The organism is Mycobacterium sp. NBC_00419 (genome assembly GCF_036023875.1).
GTDB lineage: Bacteria > Actinomycetota > Actinomycetes > Mycobacteriales > Mycobacteriaceae > Mycobacterium.
On the sequence record NZ_CP107931.1, the window covers coordinates 4,720,428 to 4,736,154 of the forward strand.

Sequence of the window (15,727 nt, forward strand, 5' to 3'; positions counted from 1 at the left end):
AGATTAAGTGCCGCAGAAGGTTTGGAAGCAGCGCCCGAAATCTTCTGGGGCCGGCTCGGCGTAGCGTTCGAATCCCGGCCGCTCGTCGTACGGGGAGCTGATCGCTGCGAGCAGCCCGTGGAACGGCGCCATGTCGCCGGCCGAAGCGGCGGTCAGCGCCTCCTCGACCAGGTGATTGCGCGGAATGTAGACCGGGTTGACCTTTGCCATCGCCTCGGTGTCCGGATCGAGATCGCGCCAGCGGGCGGCCCACTGCGCCACAGCGGCATCGACGTCGCCGCGCGCCAGCCGGCAGAAGAACGATGTGTAGTCGATGCGCTCGCTCGTGAGCAGCGTCACCAGGTCATCGATGAGCTGCTCGACGACGGCGTCGGCAACACCGTCGCCCAGCCCGAGTTTGCGACGCATCCCCGTCGACCACGCCGTGGTGTAGAGCTGCGGGAAGTTCTGCACCGCCGCAGTTGCCAGCGTGAGTGCCCGGTCCTGATCCTCGGCGATCAGCGGCAGCAGTGCTTCGGCGAATCGCGCGAGGTTCCACACGGCGACCGACGGCTGGTTGCCGTACGCGTAGCGGCCCCACGAGTCGATGGAGCTGAACACCGTCTGCGGGTCGAAGGCGTCCATGAAGGCGCACGGTCCGTAGTCGATCGTCTCGCCCGAGATCGTCATGTTGTCGGTGTTCATCACGCCATGGACGAAGCCGACCAGCATCCACTGCGCGACGAGGTGCGCCTGGGCGGCCACCACTGCGTCGAGCAGGGCCAGATACCGATTGTCAGCCTGTGCGGCGGCGGGGTAGTGCCGGCCGATCGCGTGGTCGGCGAGGCGGCGCAGCAGCGCGAGGTCACCGCTGGCGCCGACATATTGGAAGCTGCCGACGCGCAGATGGCTGGCGGCGACGCGGGCGAGGACGGCCCCGTCGAGCAGGGTCTCGCGTCGCACGCGGTTACCGGTGGCCACGACCGACAACGAGCGGGTGGTCGGAATGCCCAGCGCGTACATCGCCTCGCTGATGAGGTATTCGCGCAGCATCGGGCCGACGGCCGCCAGACCGTCGCCGCCGCGGGCGAACGGGGTGCGCCCCGAGCCCTTCAGATGCAGATCACGCACCCGCCCCTGGGTGTCGGTCACTTCGCCGAGCAGCAGCGCGCGGCCGTCGCCCAGGCGGGGCACCCAGCCGCCGAATTGGTGGCCGGCATAGCCCTGCGCGACCGGTTGCGCGTCGGCAGGCACCTGCGTCCCGACCAACAGACCGAGGCCGTCGGGGCTGCGCAGCCACCCAGGATCGAGCCCCAGGTCGGTGGCCAGCGATTCGTTGAGGACGAGCAGTCGCGGCGCGGGAGCGGCTTCGGCCTGCCAGTGCACGGCGAGTTCGGGCAGGTCGGCGGCGAATCGATGGCCGAGAACGACGGTCGTATCGGGCGCAATGCTCATCGTGAACCACGGTACGCACCCCCAGTCGAAGTTCGGTACCCGCGAGCGTGCGCCTGCGCCTCGCTACGGGCGGCGTGTCGCGTACCGACACGCACGCTCGCGGTCAGAAGGTCAGCCCAGCCCCGCCAGCGGCTTGAGGCGGATGGGCGTGCCTGCCAGCAGGGCGGTCGGGTCGACGTAATCGGCTCGGGCCGCCGGACCCCACATCGCGCCCCAGTGCAGGCAGGCCGCCGCCGGACAACCCGGATGCCCGGCCACCAGCCGCCCCAGCACCGAGGACCCGTCGACCCGTTGCCCGACCCGCACCACCGCGTCGACGGGTTCATAGCTGGTCCGAAGCCCACCCGGGTGCGCCAGCGACACCACCGGCCGCCCGGCGAGCGTGCCGGCGAACACGACTGTCGCAGGCCCGGCGGCGTAGACCTCCTGGCCCGGAGTCCCGGCCAGGTCGACCCCGCGGTGGCCGCGGTGCCAGTCCGGGGCGGGTGCGTCGAAGCCGCGGGTCACCGCCGGGGGCGGGCGAAGGGGCCATTGCAGCCGCCCGGTCTGTGCCGCGGCGGGTTCGGCGAAGCTCAGCAGCGCCACGATCACCGCCGTCAGGATTCGCATCGTCCCAGTTCAGCGCGCCGATCGGGGTTGCGAAAGGCCGGGCCGCCGAGGTTGTGCACCGGCGCGGCGCTGTGGACAAAGCACCCCTTGCGGGCGTGTAAACTTTGGAACGCAACTCGCGCGAGCGGGTTGACTTCGCGCGTCCGCGGTTCGAACCCATTGGTTCGTCACCTGTATGCCGGGCGGTCCCGCTCTCGAGCGGGTCCGGCATCGAAGCGGGCGCCAGGGTCCGGCTCACCCGATGCCGGACGACAACCGACAACAGGTAAGGCACAACCATGGCCGTAGTGACCATGAAGCAGCTGCTCGACAGCGGCACCCACTTCGGGCACCAGACCCGTCGCTGGAATCCCAAGATGAAGCGGTTCATCTTCACCGACCGCAACGGCATCTACATCATCGACCTGCAGCAGACGCTGACCTTCATCGACCAGGCGTACGAGTTCGTCAAGGAAACCGTCGCCCACGGTGGTTCGATCATGTTCGTCGGCACCAAGAAGCAGGCGCAGGAGTCCATCGCCGAAGAAGCCACCCGCGTCGGCATGCCGTACGTGAACCAGCGCTGGCTCGGCGGCATGCTCACCAACTTCTCCACTGTGCACAAGCGTCTTCAGCGTATGAAGGAGCTCGAGGGCATGGAGCAGACCGGTGGCTTCGAGGGACGCACCAAGAAGGAAATCTTGATGCTGACCCGCGAGAAGAACAAGCTCGAGCGGTCCCTGGGTGGTATCCGGGACATGAGCAAGGTGCCCTCGGCGATCTGGGTCGTCGACACCAACAAGGAGCACCTGGCCGTCAGTGAGGCCATCAAGCTCGGTATCCCGGTCATCGCGATCCTGGACACCAACTGCGACCCCGACCAGGTCAACTACCCCATCCCGGGTAACGACGACGCGATCCGGTCGGCTGCACTGCTGACCAAGGTGATCGCCTCCGCGGTCGCCGAGGGCCTCAAGGCCCGCGGTGGCGCCGGCAGTGGCGACAAGCCCGAAGCCGCCGCCGAACCGCTGGCCGAGTGGGAGCAGGAGCTGCTCGAGGGTGCCACGGCATCGGTGCCCACCGAGGCCGGCCCGGTCGCCACTGAATCCGTTACCGAAGAAATCTCCTAAGAAAGGTTCTGATGGCTAACTTTTCCGCTGCCGATGTCAAGCGGCTTCGGGAGCTCACCGGCGCGGGCATGCTCGATTGCAAGAATGCCCTTGCCGAGAGTGACGGCGATTTCGACAAGGCCGTCGAGGCGTTGCGCATCAAGGGTGCGAAGGATGTCGGCAAGCGCGCCGAGCGTGCGACCGCCGAGGGTCTGGTCGCCGCCAAGGATGGCGCCCTGATCGAGCTCAACTCCGAGACCGATTTCGTCGCCAAGAACGCCGAGTTCCAGAACCTGGCCGACCAGATCGTCGACGCCGCCCTGGCCTCCAAGGCCAACGACGTCGAGGCCTTGAAGGCTGCCGCGATCGGCGACAAGACCGTCGAGCAGGCGATCGCCGAACTCTCGGCCAAGATCGGCGAGAAGCTGGAGCTGAAGCGCGCGCAGTACTTCGACGGCAACGTCGAGGCCTACCTGCACAAGCGTGCCGCCGACCTGCCGCCCGCCGTCGGCGTGTTGGTGGAGTTCACCGGCGACGACAAGGATGCCGCGCACGCGGCCGCCCTGCAGATCGCCGCGCTGAAGGCCAAGTACCTCACCCGCGACGACGTTCCGGCCGACCTGGTCGAGACCGAGCGTCGTGTAGCCGAGGAGACCGCCAAGGCCGAGGGCAAGCCGGAGCAGGCACTGCCCAAGATCGTCGAAGGCCGCCTCACCGGCTTCTTCAAGGACGTCGTGCTGCTGGACCAGCCGTCGGTGTCCGACAGCAAGAAGACGGTCAAGGCCCTGCTCGACGAGGCCGGCGTGACCATCACGCGGTTCGTCCGCTTCGAGGTCGGCCAGCAGTAAAGCTTGAGCGGAACACCAATCCGCTCACTGGAAAACCCCGCGCCAGATCCGGTGATCCCGGAGGCGCGGGGTTTTGCCATTTGAGGAGGCAGAGCTATTGAACACGTGTCTGCTAGCGTCGGTTCAGTGACCCGACACGTGCATGCCTTTCGCGACGACGCGCTCGGTGACCTCGACGCCGTCGCCCTGGTCGACGCCATCCGCACCGGCAAGGTATCCCGCCCGGAGGTCGTCGAGGCCGCCATCGCACGCACCGAGGCCGTGAACCCCGAACTCAACGGGCTGGCGCACGAGATGTTCGCCCGTGCCCGCACCCGCGCCTCGGCGCCCGGGAGCGGATACTTCGACGGCGTGCCGACGTTCATCAAAGACAACGTGGACGTCGAGGGCATGCCCACCATGCAGGGCACCGACGCGTGGGATCCGCGCCCGCAGCCCGACCACGGTGACTTCGCCCGCTTCTTTCTGGCCTCCGGCCTGGTTCCGCTGGGCAAGACCCAACTCTCGGAGTTCGGGTTCAGCGCCTCGGCCGAGCATCCGCGGCTCGGCGCCGTCCGCAACCCGTGGGACACCGACTACACCGCAGGTGCGTCCTCGTCGGGGTCGGCCGCGTTCGTCGCGGCCGGCGTGGTGCCCATCGCCCACGCCAACGACGGTGGCGGATCGATCCGTATCCCGGCCGCGTGTAACGGGCTTGTCGGTCTCAAGCCGTCCCGGGGCCGGCTCCCGCTGGACAAGATGTCGCGACAGATGCCGGTCAAGATCGTCAACGACGGCGTGCTGACCCGCTCGGTGCGCGATACCGCGGCGTTTTACCGTGAGGCAGAACGTGTTTGGCGCGACCGTCGGCTCCTGCCCGTCGGCGCCGTCACCGGACCGAGCACCCAACGGCTGAGAATCGCCGTCGTCACGCAGTCGCTGACCCGGCAGAGCAGCCCGAGTGTTCGGGCCCTCACATTGCAGACCGCCGAGCTACTCGAGAGCCTCGGCCACCAGGTCGACCACCTCGACCACAACCCCATCCCGCGCTACTTCGTCGACGACTTCCTTTTGTACTGGGCGCTTTTGGCGATGACCTTGGTGCGGTCAGGGCAGCGGACGTTCGGGCCGACGTTCGACCGCAGCCGGCTGGACAACCTCACGCTCGGCCTCGACCGCTACGCCAGCCGCAATCTGCACCGGATGCCGATCGCGATCACCAGGCTGAGCAGGCTGCGCCGGGTCACCGCCCGGTTCTACCAGACCTACGACGTCCTGCTGACGCCCACGCTGGCCGAGGAGACCCACCCCATCGGCCACCTCGACCCGACCGCCGACTATCAGCAGATCATCGACCGGCTCGTCGACTGGGTGGCGTTCACCCCGTTGCAGAACGCGACCGGCGAGCCGGCCATCTCGCTGCCGCTGGCGCAGTCCGAATCCGGCATGCCGGTCGGGATGATGCTGGGCGGCCCGATCGGCCACGAGCGGCGGCTTCTGGAGTTGGCCTACGAACTCGAGGCGGCCAAGCCGTTTCCGCGAATTCAGACCGTGGCGGTATCCTAATCAGATACAGCGCCGTAACGGCGCTGAGTGGCCGTTAACCAGACAGATACCGTTCGCGGTGACAGCTGAAACAACCCGCGCCCACCATCGTCGGTGTGGAGTCCACTGTGTCACCCACGATTTCGCGACCAACGGCGATCGCCACCTCAACCGGAAACAACACCTTCGTGCGTTTGCTCCGGTTCGCCTTGGCCAACATCCGCCGGAGGCCCGAACGGTTCGTGCTGTCTGTTCTGGGCATTGCGCTGGCCATCACATGCGTCACCGTCGTGCGCACGATTTCGTCGAGTTTTGCTATCACAGGCCAAGATTCGGTCACCGACGTCATCGGCGGCGCACAGCTGTGGGTGGTACCCGCGGCCGGCGTGCACTATGACAGCACTGTCCAGGCACTCGTTGCCGACGGTGCGGCGCCCACGTTGGATCTGCCCGACGGCTGGCGCGGGTTGCGGACGCTGTCGGGAGTGGCCGAGGTCAAGGGCACCCAGGCCTCCGTCCGGGGACGCGATGAAATCGGCTCTGGCAAAGCAATTTTGGGTTCCGGCCTGGCCGACCGGCTGGGTCTGCGGGTCGGCGACCGGGTATCGCTGGGAGATCGGGACCTCGAGGTCGACGTCGCCGGCTCGGGGGAGTCGCTGACGGTCTCGACGGACGTGGCGCAGGCCGTCGTCGGCGATCACGGCTGGTGGACGATCTTCGCACCGGCCGGTGAGGAGAAGGACCGCGACCTCGGACCGACGTTCGGTGCAGCCGTCGGCTTGCCGTCGACCACCGATCCCTCGGTGACGCCACAACCGAACGGCCCCGGCCTGATCTACGACACCGTGGGCGGGTCCGGACCGCTGACCTTCGAGCAGAAGTTCTCGGCGCTGTTCTCTGGCAAGGTGACCGGATCGACGCTCGGCCTGATCTCGATCATCGGACTGGCGCTGGGATTCGTCATCGCGGTGTCCTCGTTTCTGGCTGCCGTGCAGGAGCGGCGTCGCGAGTTCGGCATCATGTCGAGCATCGGACTCGCCGACGAGGTGCTGTACTTCTTCCTTGTCGAATCCGCCGTCATCTTCTTGGCCGCCTACGTCCTCGGCGTGCTGGCGGCGGGAGTCGCTGTCGCACTGGTCATTCCGGGCATCGCCACCCCGATCGCCTGGTTGCAGGCCGCCGGCATGGTGGCCGGCTTCCTGCCCGCGATGGCCATCGTCGGTGCGCTGGTGCCGGTGCACCGGCTACTACAACAACGTCCCGTCGACCTGCTGGGGGACCGCTGATGATCGCCCGTGGTCTGTCCTACGGCTGGCTGGCCGCCCGTCGCCGAGTCGGTGAGATGATCCTGCCCATCGTCACCACCGCAACCGGCGCGTTCCTGGTCGTCATCGTCTTCGGTATGTCGGCCGGCATCCGGGAGCAGTCGGCGGTACTGGGCCACGCTGCCGAGATCGGCCGTGCGGTGATCCTGATCGCCGTCACCGTGCTGCTGGTCGGTGTTGTCGAGGTCGCCGTCGCCACCACCCGCACGGTGGCTCATCGCACCCGCGAACTCGGTGTGCTCGGGGCCACCGGTGTACCACGGGGACCCGTGGTCGCCGCCCTGCTCGTCGAGCCGGTGGTGGCCGCCACCCTTGGTGCAGTGCTCGGTGTCGTGCTGGCCGTGCTGGCATCGATTGTGTTGGCGGTGTTGGGTTTTGTGCCCACCGGGGTCTCGTCCGCGGGCTTGTCGCTGGGGGTGGTGATCGCCGTCCTGGTGAGCATCGTCGCCGCGGTGGCCACCAGCATCGTGCCCACCTGGAACGCAGCGTCGCGTCCTCCCATCCGTTCCCTGACCGGAGGTTAGCCGTGACCGCAGTCGAAGACTCACCGTCGGATACCGCCGAGGTCGCCGGCTCATCACCGGTCATCGAGGTCAGCGACGTCTGGAAGCTGCACAAGCTCGGCGACGAAGTGGTCAAGGCACTCGTTGCGGTCGAATTGACCGTCAAGCCCGGTGAATTCGTCTGCCTGATGGGTCCCAGCGGCAGCGGTAAGTCCACTCTGCTCAACATCATCGGTGGCCTGGACCGTCCGACCAAGGGATCGGTGAGCATCGCCGGCCGGGACACCGGGACCCTGACCGAGAGCCAGTTCGCCGCGCTGCGCCACGACACGATCGGGTTCATCTTCCAGAGCTACAACCTCATCCCGTTCCTGTCCGCGGTCGAGAACGTCGAACTGCCACTGATGTTCGAGCCGTATGACCGCAAGGCACTGCGCCAGCGCGCACTGGAGTTGCTCGACCTCGTCGGCTTGAGCCATCGGGTCCACCACCAGCCGACCAAGATGTCCGGCGGCGAACAACAGCGCACCGCGATCGCCCGGTCGCTGATCAGCAACCCCACCCTGGTGCTCGCCGACGAGCCCACGGCGAATCTGGATCACCGCACCGGGGAGACGGTGGTCCGCATGCTGCGCGACCTGTGCTCGACGCTCGGCGTCACGGTGGTCGCCAGCACCCACGATCCCACGGTGGCCGACGAAGCGAGCCGTGTCGTCCGGATGAAAGACGGACAGATCATCAATGGACAACCGCCATCGGGAGATACCGCATGACACAAGAGCTCGAGGCTTCGCCGCCGACCCAACGCGACAAGCTGCTGACCACTGAACTGATACCGGAGCAGGTGCTGCCCAAGGTCATGACGACCTTCGGCCTCACCGCCACCTACGTCTTCATCATCTGCTGGATCACCGGTTCGTCGATCATGGCGGCCGGCGGCTGGACCGCGATCCCGATGTGGATCCTCGGTATCCTCACGTTCCTCATCCCGGCGGGTATGGCCGTCGCCGAATTGGGCAACCTGTGGCCCGGTGAAGGCGGCGTCTACATCTGGGCGACCCGCACCATGGGGGAGACGTGGGGCTTCATCGGCGGCTACCTGTCGTGGATTCCGGTGGTGCTCAACTCGGCGTCCTCGCCCGCGATCATCCTGCAGTTCCTGCTGCTGGCCTTCCATGCCGAACTGGGCCTGACGCTGAGCATCATCTTGCAGGTGGCGTTGCTGTGGGCCGTCATCGGTTTGGCGCTGGCCAAACTGGCGGCCAACCAACGCATCATGAACACCGTCTTCGTCGTGTACTGGGTGCTGACCGCCGTCATCTTCATCTCGGGTGTCATCTATGCGTTCCGCAACGGTCCTGCGCAGGAGTTCACGGCGCACGCCGCGCTGGTGCCCGACTTCGCCGGCGCCGGCTTCCTGTACGGCACCGTGCTGCTGTACCTGGTGGGCGTGGAGACGCCGTACAACATGGGTGCGGAGTTCCTCTCGGTGCGCAAGAGCGGACCGAAGATGGTGGTGTACGGGTCGATTGCCCTGATCCTGATCTACCTGCTCACCACGCTGGGCACGATCATGGTGCTGCCAGCCGACCAGGTCAATCCGGTCACCGGTGTCATCGGGATGCTCGGTACCGCGGCACCCAAGGGCGTGATGGAAGTGGCGGCCGTCGTGCTGGCCGTCATCGTGTTCGTGGCGTTGATGAGCTACCAGGTCACCTATTCGCGGCTGATCTTCGTCTCCGGCTTGGAGGGTCATCTGCCGCGGATCTTCACCCACCTCAACCCGCGCACCCGCAACCCGGTCACCGCCGTGCTGATCCAGGGTGTGCTGTCCTCGCTGCTCATCGTCGGTCTGTATTCGCAGAGCAGCATGGCCAACGTCACCGTGTTCCTGCAGGGCGGCCTGTCCATCGCGTGGCTGATCTCCGGATTCTTCTTCCTGTTCCCGGTCATCCTGGCCCGTAAGAAGTACGCCGATCGCTATGCGGCCGAGACGTTCTGGCGCATTCCGGGCGGCACGGTCGGGGTGTGGATCACGGTGGTGATCGGCACCATCGGGACCATTGGCGGCATCTACTACTCGTTCGCCAAGTCGTGGATCGCCGATGTGCCCGACAGCACCTGGATGATGTGGACCGGCAGCATCGCCGCCGGCATGTTCGCGCTCGGCGTGGTCGTCTACATCTTCGGCCGGCGCTCGGCGCGCAAGGTGACCCAGGAGGACGCGCTGGCTCATCTCGCGGTCCTCGACCTGACCAAGTCCGATTCAGAGGCGGTGTAACAGCATGACGATGGACAGCATTGTGCTCAACGGTTCCCCAACTGCGGATGCGGTGCGTTACCCGCTCGATCCGCTGTCGGGCGCCGAGATCGAGGCTGCGGCCCAGATCGTCAAGGAGTCCGATTTCGCCACCGGCACAGTCAAGTTCGTGATGATCCAGCTCGCCGAGCCGGACAAGACCCCGACGCTGACGTTCGCCGGGGCGGCCGAGGAGATCCCGCGGCGGGCCTTCATCACGATGTATGACGCGGCGGAGAAGATGATCTATGAGGCGGTCGTCGACATCGGCGCCCGCACCGTCGATTCGTGGACGCCGATCCCGGGACGGTTCCCGTCCTATCTCGTCGAACACATGACCGGTGTGGAGGAGGTGGTCCGCGCCGATCCGCGTTGGCAGGAGGCGATGCGCAAGCGCGGCGTCACCGACTTCGACCTGGCGATGATCGATCCGTGGCCGGCCGGGTACTACGGCGCCGGAGACCATTACGACAATTCGCCTCTGGTCTGCCGGCCGCTGACGTTCATGAGGGCGGCTCCCTCCGAACACGGCTACGCACGACCGGTCGAGGGATTGATCGTCACCTTCGACCTCGACGCCATGAAGGTGATCGACATCGAGGATCACGGTGTCGTGCCGTTGCCGCCCAAATCCGGCAACTACAGCGCGAAGTACATGTTCGACGAGGACAACCGGCCGGCGTTCACGCAGTTTCGCGACGACGTGAAGACCATCGAGATCTCCCAGCCCGACGGCCCGAGCTTCACCGTCGACGGGTGGAATGTGCAGTGGCAGAAGTGGTCTCTGCGGGTGGGGTTCAACCCCCGCGAAGGTCTGACGCTGCACGAGGTCACCTACAACGATCGCGGGACCGTGCGGCCGGTGATGTACCGCGCCGCACTGTCGGAGATGGTGGTGCCCTACGGCGACACCTCGCCGACCCACTGGAACAAGAACGTGTTCGACATGGGCGAAGTCGGGATGGGCTTCTCGGCCAACCCGCTGACGCTTGGCTGTGACTGTCTGGGTGAGATCTACTACTTCGACGGCACGGTTCACGATTCCGACGGCAACGCGGTGGTGATCCCGAATGCGATCTGCATGCATGAGGAGGACTACGGGATCTCCTGGAAGCACACCGATTTCCGCACCGACGAAGTCGAGGTGCGCCGGGCCCGCCGCCTGGTGATCTCGATGATCTGCACCGTCGGCAACTACGAATACGGGTTCTTCTGGTACCTCTACAACGACGCCTCCATCGAGATGGAGGTCAAGCTGTCCGGGGTGCTGACCACCGGCTCGATCCCCGACGGTGAGGTCCCGCGCTGGGGCAAGCTCGTCGCGCCGGGGATCTACGGCCCAAATCACCAGCACTTCTTCAACTTCCGGCTGGATATGACCGTCGACGGGCCGGATAACAGTGTCTACGAGGTCGATTCGCTACCGGAGCCCGAGCCCGAGCTCAATCCGCACCACAACGCGTGGATCGCCAAGGACACGCTGGTGGCATCGGAGGCGCAGGGAGCCAGGGACTGGAACTGGTCCACCGGGCGGTACTGGAAGGTCGTCAACCCCTCCAAGCTCAACGAACTGGGCGCTCCGGTGGGCTACAAGTTGATGCCCCGCGATCCGGTGCCGGTCATGGTGCAGGAGGGCTCCTACATCTACGACCGGGCCCGCTTCGTCCAGCACAACCTCTGGGTGACCAAGTACGACCCCGCGGAGAAGTTCGCCGCCGGCGACTACATGTACCAGTGCGCCGAGGCCCAAGGTCTGCCGCAGTACGTCGCCGACGACGCGCCGCTGGAGAACACCGACATCGTGCTCTGGTACACCGTCGGGGCGCATCACATCGTGTGCCCGGAGGACTGGCCGGTGATGCCGTGCCACTACACCGGGTTCAAGATGAAGCCCATCGGCTTCTTCGACGGCAATCCGGCGCTCGACGTGCCGCCGTCACCGCCGAAGGGCTGCCACAGCCATCACTGACAGCGGGCAGCGGGCAGCGGTGGCAGACCACCGAACACGCCCCGGCACGATGTCCGCAAGAGCGGTAACCATCGGCACCAGGCCGAGCGCGTACTCAACGACGAGCAGCTGGATCAGGCGATGGACTCGTGGCAACCAGCTGGTTCGCCGGTCGCTCCCGTGAGTAGGCCTGCGGACGCGAACGGGTGAAGGCGTTGCCGCGCAATCATTCCGGTGGCGAGATGCACCGTCAGAACGCGAGGACGGTGAGAATCCGGCGGAACTCGCGCCGTTGGTCGCTGCTGAGGTCTGCCATCAAGCGCTGTTCGGCGGCGCGCACACCCTCGTCGGTGCTTGCCAGCAATGTCACGCCGGCGCGGGTGAGTGTCGCCGGCAACGAGCGCCCCGATGCCACGGTGGCCGGCCGGGTCACCAGTCCGCGTTGCTCCAGACTGCGCATGACCATGTTCATCGCCTGCGGGGAGACGCCGGTGTCGCGCGCGAGCTCGGCGTTGGACCGCTGCCCGGATTTCGACAGCAGCCGCATGCAGATGTATTGCGGGAACGACAGGTCCGCAGATCCCAGCACCGTGGCGCTCACCTCCGCGCGCAGCGCTGAGGTGACCCGCTGCAACAGGTAGCCCAGGGGTTCGTCACCGGACGCAGACATGTCAATCATCTTGACATATATCAATCGGGTTGATATCCATGGATCATGAGTACACCCGAAGATCTCTTTGAATCCGCCTACCGCGGTGACGCGCCGGAGTTCCAGGGAGTCCGCCCGCCGTGGAGCATCGGCGAGCCGCAGCCCGAGATCGCGGCGCTGATCGAGCAGGGCAAGTTCCACGGCGACGTCCTGGACGCCGGATGCGGCGAGGCGGCGGTATCGCTCTACCTGGCCGAGCGTGGCGTCACCACGGTCGGGTTGGATCTCTCGCCGACCGCCATCGAGCTGGCCCGTGCCGAGGCCACCCGCCGCGGTCTGTCCAACGCCACCTTCGCCGTCGCCGACATCAGTGCCTTCGGTGGGTATGACGGCCGGTTCGGCACCATCGTCGACTCCACGCTGTTCCACTCGATGCCGGTCGAGGCGCGCGACGGTTACCAACGCTCGATCGTGCGCGCCGCCGCGCCCGGGGCGTCCTACTTCGTGCTGACCTTCGACGCCGCGACGATGCCGGGCAACGGGACTGCCCATCCCGTGACCGCCGAGGAGTTGCGTGCCGCGGTCGAACCGTACTGGGTGATCGACGAGATTCGTCCCGCGCGCATCCATGGCAACGTGCCCGAGGAATTGGTGTCGATGGTCGAGTTGGCCGGCAGCGATCTGCGTGACGCACCCAAGGGCCGCAAGTCCATGCCGGGGTGGTTGTTGTCGGCTCACTCGGCTGAGAAGTGACGCGCCTGACGTAGTCTGACGGCCATGGAGCTACTACGCCACGTAGTCGTCTTGCTGCACATCACCGGGTTCGCCGTCGTCTTCGGCGCCTGGGTCGCCGAAGCCGCGGCCACGCGGTTCCGCGTCACCCGCGTCATGGATTACGGGTTGCTGCTGTCCCTGCTGACCGGGCTGGCGCTGGCTGCGCCGTGGCCGGCGGGCATCGTGCACAACTACCCCAAGATCGGGCTCAAGCTCGTCATCCTGATCGTGATCGGTGGCCTACTCGGAATGGGTGGAGCCCGGCAGCGGCGTAGCGGCGAGCCGGTCCCGCGGCCGATTTTCGTCTCGGTGGGCGTGCTGACGTTCGTGGCGGCAGCCGTCGCCGTGCTCTGGTGACGGTCGTTTGCGCATCCGTAACCCGGGAATTCCGTCTGATCGGCGATGAGGCAGGATGGAAGTGCCGTCTCGGGCGTCGCCGAGATGGCACTCTCATGCCAGGAACCCGACGAGTCCGAGGAGTCTGATGGGGGAGTCGGCCAGCACCAACGGCGCCGAGCCGTCGGCGCACGAATCCACGCAGCTGCGCCCGAAGTATGCGCGCGTGCTGCTCAAGCTCGGCGGTGAGATGTTCGGCGGCGGGGCCGTCGGACTCGACCCCGACGTCGTCGCCCAGGTGGCCCGCCAGATCGCCGAAGTGGTGCGCAGCGGTGTCCAGGTCGCCGTCGTCATCGGCGGCGGCAACTTCTTCCGCGGCGCGCAGCTGCAGCAGCGCGGTATGGAACGCACCCGCTCGGACTACATGGGCATGCTCGGCACCGTGATGAACAGCCTTGCGCTGCAGGACTTCCTGGAGAAGGAAGGCATCGTCACCCGGGTGCAGACCGCCATCACGATGGGCCAGGTCGCCGAGCCCTACCTGCCGCTGCGCGCGGTGCGCCACCTGGAGAAGGGCCGGGTCGTCATCTTCGGCGCCGGCATGGGGCTGCCGTACTTCTCCACCGACACCACCGCCGCACAGCGCGCGCTGGAGATCGGCGCCGACGTGGTGCTGATGGCCAAGGCGGTCGACGGGGTGTTCACCGACGACCCGCGGGAGAACCCCGACGCCGAGCTGCTCACCGAGATCAGCCACCGCGAGGTCATCGACCGCGAGCTCCGGGTCGCCGACGCCACCGCCTTCAGCCTGTGCATGGACAACGGAATGCCGATCCTGGTCTTCAACCTGCTGACCAACGGGAATATCGCCCGTGCGGTCGCAGGTGAGAAGATCGGGACTCTGGTCACCACCTGAGGGAGAGGACCCCCGCACATGATCGAAGAGGCACTCTTCGATGCCGAGGAAAAGATGGAGAAGGCGGTCGCGGTCGCTCGCGACGACCTGTCCTCCATCCGGACCGGACGGGCCAACCCCGGTATGTTCGCCCGCGTCGCCGTCGACTACTACGGGTCGATGACCCCGATCACCCAGCTGTCGAGCATCAATGTGCCCGAGGCGCGGATGGTGGTCATCAAGCCCTACGAGGCATCCCAGCTCAAGGTGATCGAAGACGCCATCCGCCACTCCGACCTCGGCCTCAACCCGACCAACGACGGCAACATCATCCGGGTGTCGATCCCGCAGCTGACCGAGGAGCGGCGCCGGGACCTGGTCAAGCAGGCCAAGTCCAAGGGCGAGGACGCCAAGGTCTCGGTGCGCAACGTCCGCCGCAAGGCGATGGAAGAGTTGGCCCGGATCAAGAAGGACGGCGACGCCGGCGAGGACGAGGTCAGCCGCGCCGAGAAGGATCTCGACAAGACCACGCACAACTACGTCACGCAGATCGACGAACTGGTCAAACACAAGGAAGGCGAACTGCTGGAGGTCTGATGACTCTCCAGCAACCATCGCCCGTGGCAGATACCGAGTCCGGCACCGCCGGTTCCGACGCGCCGGACAAGAAGGCGTCGCGGGCCGGACGCGACCTGCCCGCCGCGATCGCGGTCGGGGCCGTGCTGGGCGCCATGGCGATCGGCAGCCTGCTGTTCGCGCCGAAGTGGTGGTTCCCGCTGCTGTCCGTCGCCATGGCGATCGCCACCCATGAGGTGATCCGCCGGCTTCGTGAACACGGCTACGCGATGCCCACGGTGCCGCTGCTGGTCGGCGGCCAGGCGATGATCTGGCTGGCCTGGCCGTGGGGCGTGGCGGGAACGCTGGGCGCCTACGGCGCGACGATCGTGGTCGCCATGGTGTGGCGCCTGCTCGGTCAGGGCCTGCGCGAACAACCGGTCAACTATCTGCGCGACATCGCCGCGACGGTCCTGCTGGCCACCTGGGTGCCGTTGTTCGCCAGTTTCACCGCGCTGCTGATCCTGCAGGACAACGGTGGTGCCCGGGTGTTCACCGTGATCGCCACCGTCGTGTTCGCCGATATCGGCGGCTACATCGCCGGTGTGCTGTTCGGCAAGCATCTGATGGCCCCGGCGATCAGCCCCAAGAAATCCTGGGAGGGCCTCGGCGGCTCACTGCTGTTCGGCGTCACCGCGGCGGTGCTGTCGGTGACGTTCCTGCTGGACAAGCCGGCCTGGGTCGGTCTGCCACTGGGATTGATGCTGGTGATCACCGGGGTGCTCGGCGATCTGGTCGAATCCCAGGTCAAACGCGACCTGGGCATCAAGGACATGGGAACGTTGCTGCCCGGCCACGGCGGGATCATGGACCGCATCGACGCCATGCTGCCGTCTGCGGTCATCGGCTGGGTCGTGCTGACGCTGCTGGCCTGAGCCGG

Annotated in this window: 16 protein-coding genes; 13 read left to right on the forward strand and 3 right to left on the reverse strand. The window is 66.6% G+C overall.

The window, feature by feature from the left end; genetic code table 11:
• Positions 1-3: 3 nt before the first annotated feature.
• Positions 4-1,434 (reverse strand): protein adenylyltransferase SelO, encoded by a 1,431-nt coding sequence (locus OG976_RS22595; RefSeq protein ID WP_328353930.1) that lies wholly within the window; start codon positions 1,432-1,434, stop codon positions 4-6.
• 111 nt (positions 1,435-1,545) lie between these two features.
• Positions 1,546-2,043: a M23 family metallopeptidase gene (locus OG976_RS22600; protein ID WP_328353933.1), complete on the reverse strand. Its 498-nt coding sequence runs from the start codon at positions 2,041-2,043 to the stop codon at positions 1,546-1,548.
• Positions 2,044-2,321: 278 nt separating this feature from the next.
• Between OG976_RS22600 and rpsB the strand changes: the two genes are divergently transcribed.
• The 8 genes from rpsB (at position 2,322) to OG976_RS22640 (ending at position 11,599) form a co-directional block, all read left to right on the forward strand.
• Complete coding sequence (rpsB, locus tag OG976_RS22605) at positions 2,322-3,152, forward strand: 30S ribosomal protein S2 (protein WP_328353936.1); 831 nt, start codon at positions 2,322-2,324, stop codon at positions 3,150-3,152.
• 11 nt (positions 3,153-3,163) lie between these two features.
• Positions 3,164-3,979, forward strand: a complete 816-nt coding sequence (gene tsf / locus OG976_RS22610; RefSeq protein ID WP_328353939.1) for a translation elongation factor Ts — start codon at positions 3,164-3,166, stop codon at positions 3,977-3,979.
• 126 nt (positions 3,980-4,105) lie between these two features.
• Positions 4,106-5,524 (forward strand): amidase, encoded by a 1,419-nt coding sequence (locus OG976_RS22615; protein WP_328353942.1) that lies wholly within the window; start codon positions 4,106-4,108, stop codon positions 5,522-5,524.
• Positions 5,525-5,619: 95 nt separating this feature from the next.
• Positions 5,620-6,789, forward strand: a complete 1,170-nt coding sequence (locus OG976_RS22620; protein ID WP_328353945.1) for an ABC transporter permease — start codon at positions 5,620-5,622, stop codon at positions 6,787-6,789.
• The gene (locus OG976_RS22625; protein ID WP_328353947.1) at positions 6,789-7,352 is read left to right on the forward strand and encodes an ABC transporter permease; all 564 of its coding nucleotides are present in this window, start codon (positions 6,789-6,791) and stop codon (positions 7,350-7,352) included. Before OG976_RS22620 ends, OG976_RS22625 begins: the two co-directional genes overlap by 1 nt.
• A 2-nt stretch (positions 7,353-7,354) precedes the next feature.
• Complete coding sequence (locus OG976_RS22630) at positions 7,355-8,104, forward strand: ABC transporter ATP-binding protein (RefSeq protein WP_328353950.1); 750 nt, start codon at positions 7,355-7,357, stop codon at positions 8,102-8,104.
• Positions 8,101-9,612 carry an APC family permease gene (locus OG976_RS22635; protein ID WP_328353952.1) on the forward strand — a complete coding sequence of 504 codons (1,512 nt, stop codon included), beginning with the start codon at positions 8,101-8,103 and terminating at the stop codon, positions 9,610-9,612. The genes OG976_RS22630 and OG976_RS22635 overlap by 4 nt, the downstream gene beginning before the upstream one ends.
• A gap of 4 nt (positions 9,613-9,616) precedes the next feature.
• Positions 9,617-11,599, forward strand: a complete 1,983-nt coding sequence (locus OG976_RS22640; RefSeq protein WP_328353955.1) for a primary-amine oxidase — start codon at positions 9,617-9,619, stop codon at positions 11,597-11,599.
• A gap of 229 nt (positions 11,600-11,828) precedes the next feature.
• On the opposite strand, the gene OG976_RS22645 is transcribed toward OG976_RS22640, so the two are convergent.
• Positions 11,829-12,248 carry a MarR family winged helix-turn-helix transcriptional regulator gene (locus OG976_RS22645; RefSeq protein WP_328353958.1) on the reverse strand — a complete coding sequence of 140 codons (420 nt, stop codon included), beginning with the start codon at positions 12,246-12,248 and terminating at the stop codon, positions 11,829-11,831.
• A gap of 45 nt (positions 12,249-12,293) precedes the next feature.
• Here OG976_RS22645 and OG976_RS22650 point away from each other — a divergent pair, with 45 nt between their 5' ends.
• From OG976_RS22650 to OG976_RS22670, 5 genes are all read left to right on the forward strand, one after another.
• Positions 12,294-12,980: a class I SAM-dependent methyltransferase gene (locus tag OG976_RS22650; protein ID WP_328353961.1), complete on the forward strand. Its 687-nt coding sequence runs from the start codon at positions 12,294-12,296 to the stop codon at positions 12,978-12,980.
• A gap of 24 nt (positions 12,981-13,004) precedes the next feature.
• A complete protein-coding gene (locus tag OG976_RS22655) occupies positions 13,005-13,358 on the forward strand; it encodes a Fe-S protein (protein WP_328353964.1) in 354 nt (117 codons plus the stop codon).
• A 127-nt stretch (positions 13,359-13,485) separates the two neighbouring features.
• Positions 13,486-14,253, forward strand: coding sequence for a UMP kinase (gene pyrH / locus OG976_RS22660; RefSeq protein WP_328353967.1), 768 nt, complete (start codon positions 13,486-13,488; stop codon positions 14,251-14,253).
• Positions 14,254-14,271: 18 nt separating this feature from the next.
• On the forward strand, positions 14,272-14,829 hold the full coding sequence (frr, locus tag OG976_RS22665) for a ribosome recycling factor (protein WP_328353969.1): 558 nt from the start codon (positions 14,272-14,274) through the stop codon (positions 14,827-14,829).
• Positions 14,829-15,722 (forward strand): phosphatidate cytidylyltransferase, encoded by an 894-nt coding sequence (locus OG976_RS22670; RefSeq protein WP_328353972.1) that lies wholly within the window; start codon positions 14,829-14,831, stop codon positions 15,720-15,722. Before frr ends, OG976_RS22670 begins: the two co-directional genes overlap by 1 nt.
• The last annotated feature ends 5 nt before the right edge of the window (positions 15,723-15,727 follow it).